This is a genomic window from Carboxylicivirga caseinilyticus, assembly GCF_050589785.1.
Taxonomy (GTDB): Bacteria; Bacteroidota; Bacteroidia; order Bacteroidales; family Marinilabiliaceae; genus Carboxylicivirga; species Carboxylicivirga caseinilyticus.
This window is the reverse complement of the sequence record NZ_JBNGOX010000001.1, coordinates 180766-199936: the sequence shown is the minus strand read 5'-3', so window position 1 is coordinate 199936 and position 19171 is coordinate 180766. Positions and strand designations below refer to the sequence as shown.

Sequence of the window (19171 nt, the reverse complement as noted above, 5' to 3'; positions counted from 1 at the left end):
TCTGGGGTGGAAAACAATACAAAAACATTTGCCCAATACAATTCATTAAAATACCTTCTTCCCAGAAGAAAATGATGCAAAATCCGAAGAACAAATATAAGTATTCAGACACCAATTGCAGTCCCTTATTTGGTCCCTTAATTATGTAATTAGCTGTTTGTCAATTCTTCTTGCGGAGAGAGGGGGATTCGAACCCCCGGTACCCTTACGAGTACACAAACTTTCCAGGCTTGCACAATCGACCACTCTGTCATCTCTCCAATAATATTCAAATATAGAAACTTATTCTAAACAATTAAGTTCACCAGAAGAAATAAAAAAATCCCGAAATTATCGGGATCATTTATGCACGGGAGGAGCGACTCGAACGCCCGACACCTGGTTTTGGAGACCAGTGCTCTACCAACTGAGCTACACCCGTAAATACTAATGTTTCGGCATTGCCTTTCGTAATGCGGATGCAAAAATAGGACAAAATCTGATATTTCAAATTCTTTGTTAAAAAAATTATTATTACTGTGTCATTCACCTTGAAAACGGCTTAAACATTGTCGTTCCGGCCATTTGATTGTATCTTAGCACAATATTTAAAAAACACTCGAAAAAAAACAGTAATGAGAAAAATTCTGATTATAAGTCTCAGCGCACTCTTATTTGCCTGTAACCCACTGGCTAAACTACCCAATCTTCAAACCAGTGCCGATGAAGCTTTTAATAATAAAGATTTTCAAAATTCTTATACCCTATACAAGCAATATATTCAACTTGCCACATCAAACGGAGCCGAAGTAAGTGATCAAATCTATCACAATCTGGCAAAATCTTCAGGCAAATTGAGTAAAATTGATGAAGCAATTGAGATTTACTCTTCCTTACTTAAGAAGAACGAAGATTCAGCTTTGTTTACTGAATATGCGCAATTACTGCAAGATAATAACCGTGTAAAAGATGAGATTGATCTTTGGAATAAAACTGAAAACGAAACGCTGCAATCCCAAAAAATAGATCGTTTAATTTCTCTTTATGCCAAAACAGAAAGTTACGATGCCCTTATTGAAGTAGTTTCCAACAAAGGTGAAGTCAAATTAAGTAATGAAGCTACCATGCTTTATATCGGTGCACTTGAAAAAAGTGATAATAAGGTTGAAGCTGCCAAGGTTTGTAATCAGTTGGTTAAAGAACAGGCAGATTATATTCCTGCACTGGAGTGGAAAGGAAAATACTATTACGAAAAAGCGGAAGCCCGTTACAAAGCAGAAATGGCTGAATACAATAAAAATAAAAACGCCACCACTTATGCATACCTGCTTCGTGATTTGAAAAAGGTTTCAGCTGATTTCCGTATAGCTCGTGATACATTTGAGACACTACATGAAATGACCCCGGAAGACAAATCGTATATCAAATATTTAAAGAACTGCTATTTGAGACTGGAACAAAAAGCAGAAGCCGCAAAGATGGATCGCTTACTAAAGTAAAAATAACAAAGTATAACCCAGAAACCGAAGTCCAAAGCTTCGGTTTTTTTATAAAAAGTTTTTATTGATATATTCCTGAAATCGATCTTTATACTGATCGCTCACCGAAATATATTCATCACGGTTATATACAATTCTATTTCGCTCAATAGTAGTTATATGATTAAGATTTACAATATAGGAACGATGCACTCGCATAAATGAGTATTGTGGTAAACGCTGTTCAAGATTCTTCATGCTGATCAATGACATCACAGGCTTCTCCCCCTTCAGATGTATTCGAACATACTCGCGCATAGCCTCGATATATATGATGTTTTCAAACCGGATACGCATCAGTTTATACTCCGATTTAATAAATAAGAAATCATCATCCCCTCCAATCGTATCCTTCACATCGTGTTTCAATTGATAATATTCGAGAGCCTTATTAGAAGCCTTTAAAAAATCGGAATAATCAATAGGTTTAAGAAGGTAATCAATTGCATTAACCTTGAACCCTTCTAAAGCATATTCAGAATGGGCGGTTGTAAAAACGACCATCGGAGGATTTTCCAGGGCTTTTACAAGCTCCATGCCGTTTAATTCGGGCATATTAATATCGATAAACATCACATCCACCGGATGCTCCTTCAAAAAATCCATTGCCTCAAACGCACGCGAACACGATCCTTCTAATTGTAAAAAGGGTGTTTTACTGACATAAGCAATCAGCTGCTTTAATGCCAGCGGTTCATCATCTATCACTAAGCTTTTCAGTTGCATTTATTGGAATAATAAGGTTTACACAATATTCATCATTAATGGATGTTTCTGTTAATTTAAAATTATCGCCATAAAGCAATTTTAGACGTTGTAAGGAATTTACAAGACCCACGCCAGATGATTTAATTGCCTGAGGATCTGATACCGGATGATTACTGTTACAGATTCTAAATTGCAATGCCTGGTCATCAAGCATTCTCAATTCAACATGGATATACGACGATCCATTAGGATTGATTCCATGCTTAAAGGCATTTTCAATGTACGATACAAAAAGAAAGGCCGGTATTGTAAAATCTTTATCTATTTGGGGATAATCACCTGATATAAATACTTTGTCTTCAGGATAACGAATACCCATCAATTGTAAAAAGCTTTTGGTAAATTCTATTTCTTTCTTAATGGTAGTATAACCCTTATCTGACTCATACAGAAGATAGCGCATCATACGCGACAAACGAATGATAGAACTCTGGGCAGCAGTTTTATCCAAATCAACCAGAGCATGAATATTATTCAAGGTATTCATAAAAAAATGTGGACTGATCTGATGCTTTAAAAAATCGAGTTCTGTTTTTAATTGTTGCTTTTCCAGCTCCATCCTTTGCTTCTCTTCTTGTGTTAATCGACCCACAGCATAAATGGCATCAAACAATCCCAACATAAGAAAAGCTGTAATAAAATTACCGGCTAAACGAACAAATAAGGGTCGACCAGGGAAAGGCTGGTTTTGTAATTGCTGCAGCCCTTCTCTCTGAGGAGGCATCTGACCGCGATCCATTAATGGATTCTGCCCCAAAGGTGGCCTCCTTTGATTTATTGGAATAGGTCCCTCCAACTTAACACCAAACAAGGTTATTTTTTCAGGAATACTGGTAGTTACAGCAAAGCTAATGAATCCAGCTAATACAACTGTAACAATCAAATAATAAGGATATCTTCCTTTTTTAAAAAGGTAAGGAACCAACACAAATGCGTTCAAGAGAAAAAATAATAGAAAAGGAATAATCCTGAACCATTCGAAGAACAATCGTCCCCAATAATGATTGCTTACATCAGGAACAAATAACGATGGTGCGTACAATACTCCTATCCATAATATTGTATAGATAACCGGTAGTAAGTATTTAGGTCTGGTTTTAAACACGGTAGTTCTTTTGATGAAACGAATATAAGCTAATTAATCTCGTAATTGAAAAAACAACATTTGAATACTATTCAATGGATCTGACACACCGTACATAATTTTTGATTCTGATGGCATCACCTTGTGGTCCGTGACCAAAAGGATAAAAGTCAGCACTTCCTTCTTTTGGATCACTTCTCTGACAACCGGCCCCATGCACATCCATCCAAACACCATTAAAGTAACCCAATCCTCTCCCAAATGAAACATAAACCGCATTGCTTGCTTCATTAAGAAAATTGTAATGTGTTGTGCTACTCCAGTAATAACCAAAATCATCATCGCCACCTTCATTTACAATTGATGTGCATGTAAACATTTCGTCAATAGCGGCTGATTGTGTAGCATCCGGAGCCCGACTGTAATCAACAATACTTTGCAACTCCTTTGTGGTTGGTAATCGCCAATCGCTATGGTCAGCATAAACCAGTCCTTCGGCATAGGTAAGGGCATCTTCCCAATCGACTGCTACTCCGTTATCATTTTTCATCCACATCAAACCGGTAGCTTCATCTGAGATAGTACCATCTTTGTTATCCTTCAATTGATTAATTCCGTAATCGGTGTTACCTCTTACAAAAAGCACATAAAATGTTTTAGCTGATCTTCCCGGCATTGCTCCTGTTGGATAGCCTTTAATTCTACCATCTGCAAAATTAACTCCAAACATCAGATTACCTCCTCCAAAGGCTGATCCTCCAACATCGAATGTGCTTGTAGCAAATTGAGAATCAATCAATCGATCACCATCTTCTTCTCTTCCATAGGAAAAAACAAAGTAATTATCATCAATAAAAGGTTGAAGTCCATCTGTAAAAGAACTTTCGTAACCACTTGGGTCGGTCCCATTAAACTGTATTAAGGAGTATAGCTCTTTGATGGTCGGCATACGCCAGTCGGTATATCCAGCCAGTTCAATCGAAGATAATAAACTAATGGCTTCATCATATGTCATCTTTTCACCCGGATCCTGTTGCCACATCAGGCCGGTGACTTTATCAGTTATGGTCCCATCCTGATTGTCGACATAATCAGGAGCATTTTGTGCATAACAAGCATCCTGACCATAGAAATCATCACCTTGTTCAGGTTCTGAGATCTCTGAATAATTATTATAGAAAGTCTTTTGTCCAGTCCCGACAATTGTATAGGAATAGGTGCTTGTTGCGATTTCTACATCTCCATCGATCGTATCAATCTCCTGAACCTGACAGGAACACCAACTAACAACCAATAGTATTGATATTAATGGTAAAGTCGAAAGTATCATTCTTTTTTTCATGGCTTTAATTTTAATGTATACCAAGGTATTGGCTAGCATTGTCCATTCAAAAAGAAATCAATGGTTCAGAAGATTCTATCTACGGATCAGGTAATATTTACTACTGTAAAATCTACTCATCTTTCTCACTCATACTTCTTGCCTGCTTCAAAAGCTTATTACTAACACCGGCAATATTGTAGAACAAACGCAATTGCTGACGTTCATGCTGATTCTTTAAGTCATCAATGCGATCGCGCATCATCATCAACAATTCCTTTAACGAATGTTTATCCACATCTTCCTTCCCTTCAATAATATCGGCTGCCCGATGTAAAGCTTCATTAATCTGAACGGCAAACTCCTTGTATCCTTCCACTATCAATGGATCTGTGTCACGACGGGCACCAAAGGCAGATATATAAGAAACAAGCGCATGATTAAGATAGGTCAGAGTAAAGGCTTGTTCGAGTAAAAAGCGTTGTTTTTTGGGTTCGAGGCGCATACTCTGCCACGAAAGTGTCAATTGATTATCTGCCTTATGGGCTTCACGACGGGCAACCCGATAATCGTAATCATCCACTCCTTCATTTGGTTTATGAGCTTTAACAACCGTTGAGAAATAATTGGCATTGTTTCGAAGGGCATTGGATAATAATCCCGGTAAACGACGATATTGCCAGTCGGGCCATAGAATACGGATTGAAAGAATGGCCAATGCAGCACCAATAATAGTGTCAAGCATTCGTGGAAACATAACGGCAATTCCCGAATCGGTAATTAGGTTATTACTCGATAGCACATAAATGGTAATAAATATCACCGCAAAAGCGTAATTAGCCTGACGATAATAAAAAAACCAAAATGCAGATGCCAGCAGCATAATAACCTGACCACTGTCAGTTGGTAATATTTGAATAACTGAAACACCAATTACTACACCTGCCAGTGTCCCTAATACACGTTGAAACAACCGTCGGCGTGTTTCGCTGTAAGTGGGTTGATTAACAAATAAAGCCGTAAGAACAATCCACTCTCCTTTTTCTATTTGAAAATAAGTAGCAATAAAATATCCGATTGCAAAACAGGCACTCAAACGAATTGCATAACGTAAACGAGGATGCTGAAAACTCAACTGATCTTTAATACGCTGAAAAAGCGTTCGTGTATCCTGACGTAAACGAGGAGGCGAGGTACTTTTTTCCGGCTCATTAAAATGTTCCAGCGATTGATGCGAACGGGTCAGATTATGGAAAAGAAGAATTAACAGTTGCTTGTCCTCCTCAGCCATCTTATCAATTTCAAATTCCAAAGCACTCACCAGCCAGCCAATAGAAACAGGGTGATTGTAGGCTTCCCCGGTAAGCAGATTTTTAGAAACCAAGCGACAGGCATGAGCCAGCTGATGCAACAGTTCACCAAACCCTTCGAGAATTTCTTTGTACTCAATCTTCTTACCTAATTTTTCATAACGCTCTTGTGACGATGCTGCTCTTTCATGTAAACTCTGCAGAAGCATAAACTTCTGAAGATAGGGCATCAACACCTTTGCATCATTAACTTCATCACCATAGCTGTTCAGTACCTCCTTACATTTCTCCAAAAGATTCACCACCTGAACATTAAGAATCGCGAGGTGACCACCAACAACACTTTCGTCTTCGTCATTACCCGGAAAAAGCTTTGCTTTTGCATCCAGGTAATCTGCCAAGGCAGAATACCCTCTTGCTAATCGCTCATCAAGTAAGCGAAAAGGCTTAAAATATAGTAACAGTAATGAAAACAATCCATAAAAAACGGCTCCTCCCGTCAGCAAAATGGGCTCCCAATACCATTGAGGACTGTAATGCATACCCAACATGGCATAAATACTCACCAGAATGGCTCCATATGAAAGCCCCCGATATCGTTCACTCATCCCTCCAATCAACACAAATGTGATGGTTGCCAACACGAAGCCGACTCCAAAAACAATTGGATAGGGTCGCAATAGAACTACTGAAAAGGTGGTGATAAGAAAACTTAGCCAGGTTAATAACAATGCCTTGATCCGACCTTTGGGATGGTCATCTGTTTCGGCCAATCCTCCAGCCACAACACCCAATGCCAGGGTAGAACCAAAGTATGGGAAACCCAAAATCACAAAAGGAATAACCAAAACAGCCATTGCTATCGTCACCTTTGTAGAATAAAGCATATCCGGATTTCGCCAAAGTTTGATACGAAGGTGGTTGAGATATGGAAATTTGAGTCGAGCCATAGGTTTGTTTATTTTGTCGTGATGAATCTTATGGGATTAAAATTCAAAAACATTGTAATTTGTTAGCAATTACTACTCTTTTAAAGGATTTAGAGCTTTTAAATGTTTTAGCTGAGAATGCAAATTTAGTTTTTATTAACTCCCTGGTGTTTTTTGAAGTATATTTTTATCATTTAAAGTTAGTTTATACAAAACTGTAAATAAATACTGATCAGTTTGTTTCTGATTCACTCTTTTTTTATCAAAACACTATGTAAGTTGATATTTAATAAACATTTTTACAGTACATCAGAAAATTCAGACAATTAATTCCGGATTAAATGAATAAAGCAATCTTCTTCTTCACTTTGGCACTTACCTTGAGTGCCACATTTGTACATTCTCAGGTAACAGAAAGAAAACGTCCTGATGGATGGGAAAAGCTGGTTTTAGGTGGTCGTTTTATGGATCGCTTTCTTCCTATGCCCCATCTTGGAGGCATGACAACTGCAACATGGGGTGCCGATTGTGTCATACCTCGTGACACTGCCAATGGTATCGAAGAAGATGAATGGAGCTACTGGGGTGGCAATACCCGATTAGGTCCGGATGGCAAGTACCATTTATTTGTTTGTCGTTGGGCAGAAAATTCTCCAAGGGGACACATGGAATGGGGAAATTCCAATGTGGTACATGCGGTTTCTGATCATTCATGCGGACCTTTCAAAGTGGTTCAGGAGATTGGTAAAGGACATAACCCTGAGTGGTACATCACCAATAGTGGTAAATATGTGATTTATGTGATTGGTGGATATTATATTTCAGATGATATCAACGGTCCATGGGAGCGCAAAGAATTTACATTTGATACGCGCGATAGGGGAATTATAGAAGGCTTATCCAACCTTACTTTTGCCAAAAGAGAAGATGGATCTTTTATTATGATTTGCCGTGGTGGAGGCGTATGGGTGAGTAAAGATGGTCTTTCGGCATGGAATCAGATTACTGATTCGAGAGTCTACCCTCCCGTTGACGGTCGCTTTGAAGATCCTTTGATCTGGAAAACCAACGTGCAATATCATCTGATAGTGAACGATTGGTTAGGACGTATTGCCTGGTATCTGCGATCGAAAGATGGTATTCATTGGAAAGTTGATTCGGGTGAAGCTTATTTGCCGGGTATTGCAAGTTATGCTGATGGAACCAAGGAAGACTGGTTCAAATACGAACGCATCAAAGTAATGCAGGACGAATATGGAAGAGCAGCGCAAGCCAATTTTGCAGTGATTGATACGCTAAAATATATGGATCTCCCCAATGATAATCACAGCTCCAAGCTTATCACGATTCCTTTATCGGTTGGCAAATTATTAACGGTTCAAAATAAAAAACCAATTACAACAAAAACAAAGGAAATCAAACTGTTGATTCAGACTGAAAAAGGATTTGATCCAAATACTGATATTGACCTTGAATCGGTGCGTTTTGGTGCTCCTGAAGTGATTGATATTGGCATGGGTTGTAAACTCAAAAATATTCAGCCACTTAACGATGGTGCCATCCTTACATTTGATGGTCAGGGCAATGGCTTTTCTGATGATAACTTTGCAGGAAAACTATTAGGTAAAGACAAACAAGGAAAGCTATTATTTGGATACAGCAAACTACCCGGTGTTGAAAACATAGAGGCTGCTTTATCGGCACGTAAACCAGTTTACAGCGATTCAGGTATGAGTATTGATATAGAAAATTTCGGACAGGTAAACTCAGCTAAAGCGTCTGTTAAAGTGTTTTTATCCAATAACAAAGAGATGATTGAAGTTGCAACAGGAACCATTCCAACATTAAAACCCTACGAACGAAAAACCATTGAGCTGAAAACAAAAAGCAAGCAAAAAGAAGATGATCAATTCAGATATCTTGTAATAATCAATAAGGATAAAAAGAATGAAGTGACATTTAATACAAAGTCCGCATTAGGTAGAACTGAGTAATTTACGCAATAACAATTCTCTTAATGATTATTTAAGCCAATTGACTTAACTTGTTTGGAAAGTAAAAATATGTTAGATAGATTTATACTGATTAATCAACAATAAACCTATCACTCATACAAAAAATGAACCCTGTTAAATTCTTCAATAAGCAGCAAAAGATTGCTATTCAAAACGCTATACATGAATCTGAATGCAAAACCAGTGGTGAGATAAGAGTTCATATTGAAAATCATTGTGAAACAGAATTAATTAACCGAGCAACGGAAGTGTTTCATGTACTTCAAATGCATGAAACGGAACGAAGAAACGGAGTGTTAATCTATCTTGCTTTAGATGATAAGAAAGTTGCCATAATAGGCGACCAGGGAATTAATGAAGTTACATCGGATGATTATTGGCAAAATGAAGTTGCTGATATTCTTAATCATTTTAAAAAAGGAGAGTTTGATATCGGAATAATTCAGGCCATACAAAAAATTGGCGATAAATTAATTGAATTCTTTCCTATTGAAAAAAACGACATAAACGAATTATCCGATGAAATTTCATTCTATAATAACTAAGTATATCCTTTCTTGTCTTTTATTATTTTCTATTGGTAATCTTTATGCCAATTCCATTTTTGACAGACCAACTCCTGACCATTTTATAAACGATTATGCCTATTTGCTTCAGGAAGATCAAATTGAATTGTTAGAAAAGAAAGTAAAGGAAATTGAGTATTCAGGTTCAATGCAAATTGCTATTGTAACAGTTAAAAATCTGGAAGGATTAAAACCTTCGGTGTTTACTCATAGGCTTGCCAATCAGTGGGGTGTTGGTCAGAAATACAAAGACAATGGCATTTTAATAATGATAAAACCCAAATATCCCAATGAAAAAGGTGAAGTATATATTGCGGTTGGCACAGGACTGGAAAATGTTGTTGCCAATAATGATGCTCAGCAAATAATCAACTCTGATCTATTACCTCACTTAAAGCAAAATGAATTCTATGAAGGTCTTGATAAGGCCATTGATTCAATTGCTTCTTACTCTAAAAAAAAGTAAAATCAAAGATTTTATTGAAAAACTCTTTCCCAAAGAAGTGATTTATATACTTGCTTTAATTCTGTTAATGCTTCCAACTTTTTATCTATTCTATGTTAAAAATCGCCAGGTTTCTGAGCAGTATTCACATTTCTATGTTAAAGAAGCCTATGATGAGAAAAATTTAATTGATCAGGTCGAGTTAATGGAGCAACGTTTCAATAAGAAATATTCTAAATTCAAGGCGTTAATCAAACGATATAACTCCATTTCGAAAGGCAATCTCTTCAAATACTCCGATAAGATCGATAACCAAATGTTTTGCTATTTATTAAATGGCCGTAGCAGGTACAAACTATTTTGGGAAATGATCGATCCGTTTTTTCTCATAATTCTTTCATATTTGCTGTTACTAGTGCTCTTAATAACAGGTGTTGGTTATATTTATTATGGTATAATTGGCATGCTAATAGCTTGCCTGGTTTCCTCTACGGTTGTTTATTTTATGATTAGCTTTTTAATTTCGTTTACAGAATCTCTTCAATTCTCACTAAGAAAAAACAAAAAGTATCTGGGAGGAGTAAACGTTTCTTTATTTGCATTAAATGCACTGTTAAAATTAGATATTAATAAATCATACGATTCTTCAACTGGCCTATACACCTATTCTCCACATATTGTTCTCTACGCCGCAGCTTCAGGAAGTGGTTTTGGCGGAGGCTTTGGCGGTTTTGGTGGTGGTTTCGGCGGGGGAGGTTTTAGTGGTGGTGGTGCAGGAGGTAGTTGGTAAAGAATAAATAATATGATTATCTTAATGCGATCTTATTATTTAAATAAAAAATCTAATGAAAAACCTAGCTATATTAATTGTTACGCTTTGCAGTTTTCAAATTGCTTATTGCCAACCCGATGAAGAAAATCATAATTCAAGAATTGAACATCAAGGCGGATTTGATTTAGGTCTAGGTGTCAATTCATTTCAAGGCGAGCATGATAATTATACAAAAGGTGCAATTGATTTGGGTTTTCTTTATGAATATAATGAGCGATTTATTATCGGGTTAGACTTTTCTTTTGCTCCGAAAGATCAACATGAAGACACAGGTATAGACGGAAGTAGGAGTACTCATGTTGAATGGGATGTTAGTGCGACTTGCATCGAAATGTACCTTGGCTATAAAGCTTTTAGACGTACATCTATTTTACTCGGAATGGGCACTTGTTATGTAACTGAATATGATGTTATGATGGGATATTCCAACCTTACTTCATACAAAAGTGGTAATCTAAACCTTTTTGCTCCAATGATAGGTGCAATGTATGAATTCCCAATAGCATTTAGTAATAGTTGGTATTTAAAATATGATATGGCAATAGGTGATTATGACCGTTTTTCAATAAGTGCTGGAATAAAATTTTAACCCACCTTTTAAACGCCAAACAATAAGAAAGGAAAGTATACCAAGTTTTTAATGTATTAGTCCATATAAAATTCATATTATATCCTACTTAAAAATACGTGCACACCTACATCTGTCCAAGGAAATAATTCTAACACTGCTATAAGTTACCTCAATAAATTTCAGTAATTTAGACAAAATCATATAACTGAATCCAATGAAATCAGCTGTTTTGTTTGTAATACTAAGTCTCTTAGTAAATCCCGTCGTTATGCTTGCTCAAAATAAAATCGGTCTATTCGATAATCATACAGATATCGGCATTGATAAAAACAAAGGGATTGCTCAATACAGAGCTGATAAACAGTTGTATATAATTGCTGGCTCTGGTGAAAACATGTGGTCAACAAACGATCATTTTCAATATTTATGGACCACCTTGCAAGGCGATTTTATCCTTCGTGCCGAAGTGAACTTTTTAGGAGATGGAGTTGATCCCCACCGCAAAACAGGTTGGTCGGTCCGCAATAACCTCAACAGTAATTCTGCACATGTAAGCGCTACTGTTCATGGCGACGGACTCACCTCGTTACAATACCGTCGGGCACCAGGAAATGACACTGAAGAAGTACAATCACCGGATGAGGCACCGGATGTTATTCAACTCGAACGACGAGGCAACCTGTTCATCATGTCAACGGCACGTTTTGGAGAAGAATTTACTACCGTTCAAATTGAAGAGCTGGAACTTGATAAAGAGGTTTATGTTGGCTTGTTTATGTGTTCACATAATACCGAAGTTATTGAAGCAGCTTCTTATCGTAATGTACGAATTATAAAGCCGGCTCCAGAAAACATTACAGCCTACAGTGAATACATCGGAAGTAACCTTGAGCTTTTGAATATTGAAACCGGTTTAAGACAGGTCCTTTACTATTCGGCTCACTCCATTCAGGCACCAAACTGGACTCCCGATGGTGAAAAACTGATTTATAATTCAAAAGGTTTGCTGTTTACTTATGATCTTGAAGATAATTTGATTGAACCATTGAATACTGGTTTTGCCAACAATAATAACAACGATCATGTATTGACCTTCGACGGTGAATTACTTGGCATCAGCCATCATAATAATGACGACGGATGGGCTTCCAGCATTTATTATCTGCCAGCGAAAGGCGATTCAGTTCCGGTAAAGGTGACGAAAGAAGGTGTTGGGGCTTCGTATCTGCACGGTTGGTCTCCAGATAAGAAATCCATGATTTTTACCGGTGATCGAAATGGTCAGTACGACATATACTCAGTGAACGTGAGAACAGGAAAGGAAAAACAATTAACCAATCAAAAAACACTGGATGATGGTTCAGAATTCAGCCCGGATGGTAAATATATCTTCTTTAATTCTTCCCGTACAGGTAAAATGAAACTTTGGCGAATGGACCCAGACGGCAAAAACAAGGTTCAACTGACACATGATGAATACAATGACTGGTTTCCTCATGTCAGTCCCGATATGAAATGGATTGTATTTATTTCCTTCCCAAAAGACATTGATCCCGGTGATCATCCATTTTACAAACATTGCCTGATCCGTTTAATGCCTTATGAAGGAGGCACTCCAAAAGTCATTGCATACATTTATGGAGGTCAGGGAACAATGAATGTGCCTTCGTGGTCGCCCGACAGTAAAAAAATAGCATTTGTAACAAATAGTCAATAAGATTGAAACGTTATTTCATAATCATAATTGATCATTATCAAAAGAAAAACAGTAATCAAAAATATCGACTAAATTTGCTAAATTAGTTGTGGTGCTTCAATAGGCTAAATATAGCAGAAACACTAATAACCTGTACACAAAATATATTCTGTATGAGACTCCTTCAGTTATTAAAATTAAAAACTGATGTACTTCATAATGAAAAATTGGATTATGAATACAAAATGGAGTTGCATCAATCCATATTAAGGTATAACAGGATTCTTATACCTTTTATGTATCTGGTATTTATCTTTTATATTATTGGAGATTTTTATATTTGGAATGTACCCCAATTTGCAGTACTAAGGCTTCCGGGAATCTTAACATGTACCTTAATTCTTATTGTTACCATATCGAAACTTAGAAACAATATTCAGTTGGTTGTTTCTATCAATAACATTCATTGTATAGGTCTGTTATTAATGGGATTTGGACTAGTTGTAGTGGGTCCGAACTACAATTTTAAAGGTATTATTTCTTGTATCTTATTTATAATTGCCTCACATTTCTTTATTAAAGGATACAGATCTATTTTATTGTTTGGTACAGTGGGTGCGATACTGGCAGTTGTCACCCTTATTTATTCAATGTTACGATTCGACACATATCACTTTGCCGAAGTTGCAGGTCTCGTGACTGTTTTTATTGGAATTATCATCTTAAGCATTTCCAATGAAAACAAACGATTTAACGAATTTTACTTACAAAGAAATTTAGTTATTGAGAAAGATAAAACCCAGAAACAGAATAAGCGACTTAATGAAATTAACCAACAATTAGACGTTGCTTTGAAGAGACTGGAAGAAACAGATCAATCAAAAAACAAGTTCTTTTCCATTATTGCTCACGATTTAAGAAGCCCGTTTTCCAGTGTTGTCAGCTTAATGGAAGAACTAAAGATAAACCTCAACGATTACAATAAGAAAGACATTGAGGCAAGAATAAATATTATCGAAGAAGCTACCGTATCAACGTTGGCATATCTCAACAACCTGCTATATTGGGCTTCATCACAAATGAATGGAATTAGAATAGAAAAGCAACCCACAAAACTTAAAGATATCGTTGAACAAAGCATATCTCCATATTTAAATGCTGCATATTTAAAAACCATCAATGTTAAACTTAATTTAGATGACAATATTATTGTTTTGGTTGATCAAAAAACCATTGGTGTTGTCATTTCAAACCTGTTTAGCAATGCTATTAAATACACTCCCAAAGGAGGATCTATTACAATCTCAGGTAAGGAAACCGATTCAACAGCCAGTTTAGCTATTGAGGATAATGGAATTGGAATGGATGAATCACTGATTGAACAACTGTTTAAGATCGATCAGAATACGAGTAGAATAGGAACTGATAATGAGAAAGGTTCTGGTTTAGGATTACTACTATCGTCTGATTTTATAAAATATAATGACGGATCCATAAGCATTAGAAGTAAAGAAAATGAAGGAAGTTGCTTTACTATCACATTGCCACTTACAAATAAATTGACAAACAAACAGATAAAGATTTAGACTGTGAAAGAAGAATCAAAACAATAGTGAATGACCATTGTTATTAAAGATTAACCCTATTGAATAAATAGGCTTTACCGCGATTACCACTTGTATTACATAGATGTAAAAGGTTATAATGATAACTCATAAGCACCTTAATCACCTGGCAATTTATTAATATGAACAACCTAAACCGTAAGAAATGTTGGAAAAAATCATTGATTTCAGCGTTAAAAACAAACTTATTGTCATCCTTTTTACCCTAACTGTTGTTGGCTTTGGCTTGTTTTCAGTACTAAAAATTCCTGTAGGGACGGTGCCTGATATTACCAATAATCAGGTTCAGATCATTACTACTTCCGGAAATCTTTCAACTCAGGAAATAGAGCAGTTTATTACAGCGCCTGTTGAAATGGAGATGGCGAACCTGCCGGGTGTTGAAGAGATACGTTCAGTATCCAAATTTGGTATTTCATTGGTTACGGTTGTATTTGAAGATAAATTAGGCACTTATCTGCCCCGCCAATTGATTGCCGAGAAAATTAAAGTAGCAGCAACCAACATACCCGAAGCATACGGAGCTCCTGATATGGGACCTATTTCAACCGGACTGGGAGAGATTTACCAATATATTCTGGATGTAAAACCCGGTTATGAAGATCGCTACTCTCCCATGGATCTGAGAACAATTCAGGACTGGATAGTAAAACGACGCTTGTCGGGAATTAACGGTGTTGTTGAAGTGAACAGCTGGGGTGGTTATCTTAAACAATATGAGGTAGCCATTAATCCATCATTGCTGAAAAGTATGGATCTCACCTTGATGGAAGTCTTCAATGCTCTCGAATCCAATAACAGCATTTCCGGAGGTGCTTACATCGAAAAAACCAATCAGAGTTACTTTATCCGTGGTGATGGACAGGTAAAATCCATACCTGACATTGAAAAAATTGTGATCGCCAATAAGGCTGGTCACCCTGTTCTGATTAAAGATGTTGCAAAAGTTCATTTTGGCTATGCCAACCGTTTTGGTGCCATCACAGCTAATGGTAAAGGAGAAACCATTCTGGGGCAGATAATGATGCTGAAGAATGCCGATTCAAAAGAAGTAATTAAAGCTGTACATGATCGTGTGGAAGAAATACAGGGCGGTTTACCCGAAGGTGTATTTATCAATCCAATTCTGGAACGTGGCGAATTAATCGGAAAGACTTCAACAACCGTGGCCGAAAACCTTATTCTGGGAGCCATCATTGTTCTATTCACTGTTATTCTTTTGTTGGGTAACTGGCGATCAGCGTTGGTGATTGCTTCCATGATTCCTCTGGCGCTTTTCTTCACCATTTCAATGATGTACATCTTTGGAATAGATGCCAACCTGATGAGCCTGGGAGCTCTTGACTTTGGTATCATCATTGATGGCGCAGTCATCATTGTGGAATACATAGCCCTGAAGATGAATCTTCTGGGCACCAATCTATCAAACAGTGATGAAAGACAAAAGCAAATGGATCAGATTGCCAATGAAGGTGCTTCCAAAATGATGAAATCAGCCATCTTTGGACAAATCATTATTCTGATTGTTTTTATTCCTATCCTGTCGCTTCAAGGTGTTGAAGGTAAGATGTTCCACCCAATGGCATTGGCCTTCTCATTTGCCATCATCGGAGCCATGATAATGGGATTAACCTGGTTACCGGTAGCATCATCATTATTTCTAAAACCGGTGGATGAGAACAAGAAAACGATTTCAAAACGTTTGATGAAAAGGCTACATATAGCCTATGAGCCTTCTATACTTTGGGCTTGCCGAAACAAAAAAATTGTACTGGGATTAGCGATTCTTTCATTGATTGCAACCGGGGTTATTTTTACCCGAATTGGCGGTGAGTTTGTACCTACTCTGGATGAAGGAGACTTTGTGATTCAACCCGTTTTGAAAACCGGTACATCTTTATCCAAAACAGTTGAAACCACCACCCGAATGGAGCAAATACTCATGAAAGAGTTTCCTGATGAAGTGGATCAGATTGTTTCACGTATTGGAGCCGCTGAAGTACCAACCGACCCCATGTCGATGGAAGAGGTGGATATGATTATCAAACTCAATCCAAAAAGTGATTGGGTTGCTGCAAGTGATAAAGAAGAACTGGCTGAGAAATTCAAAGAAGCGCTATCTATCATTCCCGGAATAGAATACGAATTTACCCAACCCATTGAAATGCGTTTTAATGAGCTTATTACCGGTGTTCGATCCGATATTGCAATTAAAATTTACGGTGAAGACCTGGATTATATCAACGAAAAAGCCAATGAAATAAAAAAACTGATTGCTGATGTACCTGGTGCAGGAGATATTATTCTCGAAAAAACCACAGGTCTGCCACAGATTAAGGTGGATTACAAACGGGATAAGATAGCCTATTACGGTGTCGACATTGCTACCCTTAATGCCTATTTATCAACGGCTTTTGGCGGTCAGATTTCAGGAGTTGTTTTCGAGGGTGAAAAACGCTTTGATATGGTGGTTCGACTGCAAGACCAAAGTCGTACCGATATAGCTGATATTCGTCGTTTGATGGTTCCTGTCTCATCGGGACATCAGATACCCCTCGCAGAGCTTGCCGACATTGAATACACCAAAGGTCCGGCCAAGATCTCGCGCGAGAATACGCGCCGACGTGTAGTTGTGGCTGTCAATGTGCGAAACCGCGATTTACAATCGGTGATTGAAGATATTCAGATTCTGATTGATCAGAATATTAAATTAACACCCGGCAATTACATCGAATACGGAGGACAGTTTGAAAACCTTCAAAATGCTACCAACCGTTTGATGCTGGCGGTTCCTGTATCACTCCTGCTGATTTTTATTTTCCTGCATTTTGCCTTCAAATCATTGAAAGATGCAATAATGATTTTTACGGCTATTCCATTAGCAACTGTAGGGGGAGTTTTCTTGCTATGGCTTCGGGGAATGCCTTTTAGTGTTTCGGCAGGTGTTGGTTTTATTGCCTTGTTTGGTATAGCCGTGTTAAACGGAATTGTTTTAATCGAACATCTGAAAGAGCTTCTGCATGAGAATGGTGGTAACATCAAAAATATTATTGTCAGAGGTACAAAAGACAGGTTGCGGCCTGTTTTATTAACCGCCGGAGCAGCCGCCATGGGTTTTCTGCCAATGGCTATCTCAACAGGTGCGGGTGCTGAAGTTCAGCGACCATTGGCAACTGTAGTTATTGGTGGACTTATCACCTCTACCCTTTTGACCCTGATTGCTCTTCCCCTTTTGTTCGAGATTTTTTATAATGTCGAAAGAATACAATTCTTCCCGTTTAAGGTGATACGTTCAAAAGGAACAGCTGTTCTTATTGGTTTAATGTTGCTGTCCTCCACTTCATTATCGGCACAAAAACAGGAATTGAAACTGGATCAGATTATTGAAATTGCCATCAATAACAACAAACAAGTCAAAGCTAGCGAGCTGGAAGTGGAAAAGGCCAACGTGATGAAGGGAACAGCCTTCTCGCCCGACAAAACAACCATAGCGTATAGCACCGATGAAAATAACATAGCCGAGAATGGTTATCCTCTAAAAGTCTGGGGTGTTGAGCAACGCATTGATTTTCCGGGATTGTATGTATCTCAAGGTAAAATGCGCAGGCTGGAAGTTGATATTGCCGAAACAGAAATGTCAATTCAGAAAAGCACACTTCAAAAAGAATTGTCGTTGCTTTATTACGAACTTCAGATGCTGCAAAGTCAATTGAATATTTACAGGCAACTCGATTCGGTTTTAATTAAACTGGAACAGTTCAATGAACGGCGATATGAAGTTAAGGATATCAGCCAATTGGATTTGCTGAATATCAAAGCAAAGAAAAACAGGGCAATGGTAACTGAGAATAACCTGAACTTATCCATCAATAATACATTGAAACGGTTAAAAGTGGTGATGAATTACAACGAAGATTTTACTATACCTGTAAGTTCAGAGTTGGTCGTTTCTACCATATCGGTTAGTGATTCTCTCCTGCTTTTTAAATGGTATGAGCTCCAAAATCAGCATGCTCAATCGTTGGTAAAAGTTGAAAAAAACAAGATGCTCCCCGATATCACGTTCAATTATTTTATTGGGTCAAATTCATATGAGAATGCTCAGAATTATCAGGGTTTTGAAGTAGGATTAGCTATCCCTTTATTCTTTGGAAATCATTCTGCCAATATAAAGGCAGCCAAACTAACAGAACAATCACAATCACTGAGATTCTCAAATCAAATGGACCTGATCAGAAATGAACTGGAGAAGATGAATGGAGAACAAAAAAGATATGCCACGCTGATTGATAATTACAATCAGGTTGAAAAGCCCTTAGCTGATGAAATGATGCGAACAGCTTTGAAGGCATACCAGCTGGGCGGTGTTAGTTTTTATGAATTATCCGCCAACCTCGAAGAAGCTATTAATATTCAAATGAACTTCTTCGAAAATGTATTTAACTATAACCGAATCAGTCTTGAAATGAAATATTACTCTAACTACTAATCA

13 protein-coding genes and 2 tRNA genes are annotated in these 19171 nt (G+C 37.4%); 9 read left to right on the top strand and 6 right to left on the bottom strand.

Features of this window, described 5'->3' with window-relative positions; genetic code table 11:
* Positions 1-173 precede the first annotated feature (173 nt).
* Together ACRD62_RS00820 and ACRD62_RS00815 are read right to left on the bottom strand one after the other, a co-directional pair.
* Positions 174-260 (bottom strand) — tRNA-Ser (locus ACRD62_RS00820).
* Between the two features lie 88 nt (positions 261-348).
* Positions 349-421, bottom strand: a tRNA-Trp gene (locus ACRD62_RS00815).
* Between the two features lie 193 nt (positions 422-614).
* On the opposite strand from ACRD62_RS00815, the gene ACRD62_RS00810 reads away from it, so the two are divergent.
* Positions 615-1478, top strand: coding sequence for a tetratricopeptide repeat protein (locus tag ACRD62_RS00810; RefSeq protein ID WP_430818220.1), 864 nt, complete (start codon positions 615-617; stop codon positions 1476-1478).
* Between the two features lie 48 nt (positions 1479-1526).
* Here the strand turns inward: ACRD62_RS00810 and ACRD62_RS00805 are convergent, their stop codons facing one another.
* The 4 genes from ACRD62_RS00805 to yccS form a co-directional block, all read right to left on the bottom strand.
* Positions 1527-2243 carry a LytR/AlgR family response regulator transcription factor gene (locus tag ACRD62_RS00805; protein WP_430818219.1) on the bottom strand — a complete coding sequence of 239 codons (717 nt, stop codon included), beginning with the start codon at positions 2241-2243 and terminating at the stop codon, positions 1527-1529.
* Positions 2215-3390 (bottom strand): sensor histidine kinase, encoded by a 1176-nt coding sequence (locus tag ACRD62_RS00800; protein ID WP_430818218.1) that lies wholly within the window; start codon positions 3388-3390, stop codon positions 2215-2217. The genes ACRD62_RS00805 and ACRD62_RS00800 overlap by 29 nt, the downstream gene beginning before the upstream one ends.
* A 67-nt stretch (positions 3391-3457) precedes the next feature.
* Positions 3458-4711 (bottom strand): Lcl C-terminal domain-containing protein, encoded by a 1254-nt coding sequence (locus tag ACRD62_RS00795; RefSeq protein ID WP_430818217.1) that lies wholly within the window; start codon positions 4709-4711, stop codon positions 3458-3460.
* Positions 4712-4823: 112 nt separating this feature from the next.
* Positions 4824-6950, bottom strand: coding sequence for a YccS family putative transporter (yccS, locus tag ACRD62_RS00790; RefSeq protein WP_430818216.1), 2127 nt, complete (start codon positions 6948-6950; stop codon positions 4824-4826).
* Between the two features lie 320 nt (positions 6951-7270).
* Between yccS and ACRD62_RS00785 the strand changes: the two genes are divergently transcribed.
* From ACRD62_RS00785 to ACRD62_RS00750, 8 genes are all read left to right on the top strand, one after another.
* A complete protein-coding gene (locus ACRD62_RS00785; protein ID WP_430818215.1) occupies positions 7271-8923 on the top strand; it encodes a glycoside hydrolase family protein in 1653 nt (550 codons plus the stop codon).
* 125 nt (positions 8924-9048) lie between these two features.
* Complete coding sequence (locus ACRD62_RS00780) at positions 9049-9489, top strand: TPM domain-containing protein (RefSeq protein WP_430818214.1); 441 nt, start codon at positions 9049-9051, stop codon at positions 9487-9489.
* Positions 9464-9976: a TPM domain-containing protein gene (locus tag ACRD62_RS00775; protein ID WP_430818213.1), complete on the top strand. Its 513-nt coding sequence runs from the start codon at positions 9464-9466 to the stop codon at positions 9974-9976. Before ACRD62_RS00780 ends, ACRD62_RS00775 begins: the two co-directional genes overlap by 26 nt.
* Positions 9921-10745, top strand: coding sequence for a hypothetical protein (locus ACRD62_RS00770; RefSeq protein ID WP_430818212.1), 825 nt, complete (start codon positions 9921-9923; stop codon positions 10743-10745). The genes ACRD62_RS00775 and ACRD62_RS00770 overlap by 56 nt, the downstream gene beginning before the upstream one ends.
* A 55-nt stretch (positions 10746-10800) precedes the next feature.
* On the top strand, positions 10801-11376 hold the full coding sequence (locus tag ACRD62_RS00765; RefSeq protein ID WP_430818211.1) for a hypothetical protein: 576 nt from the start codon (positions 10801-10803) through the stop codon (positions 11374-11376).
* A 196-nt stretch (positions 11377-11572) separates the two neighbouring features.
* A complete protein-coding gene (locus ACRD62_RS00760; protein WP_430818210.1) occupies positions 11573-13075 on the top strand; it encodes a TolB family protein in 1503 nt (500 codons plus the stop codon).
* Between the two features lie 152 nt (positions 13076-13227).
* Positions 13228-14640, top strand: a complete 1413-nt coding sequence (locus ACRD62_RS00755) for a sensor histidine kinase (protein WP_430818209.1) — start codon at positions 13228-13230, stop codon at positions 14638-14640.
* 184 nt (positions 14641-14824) lie between these two features.
* The gene (locus tag ACRD62_RS00750) at positions 14825-19168 is read left to right on the top strand and encodes a CusA/CzcA family heavy metal efflux RND transporter (protein ID WP_430818208.1); all 4344 of its coding nucleotides are present in this window, start codon (positions 14825-14827) and stop codon (positions 19166-19168) included.
* The last annotated feature ends 3 nt before the right edge of the window (positions 19169-19171 follow it).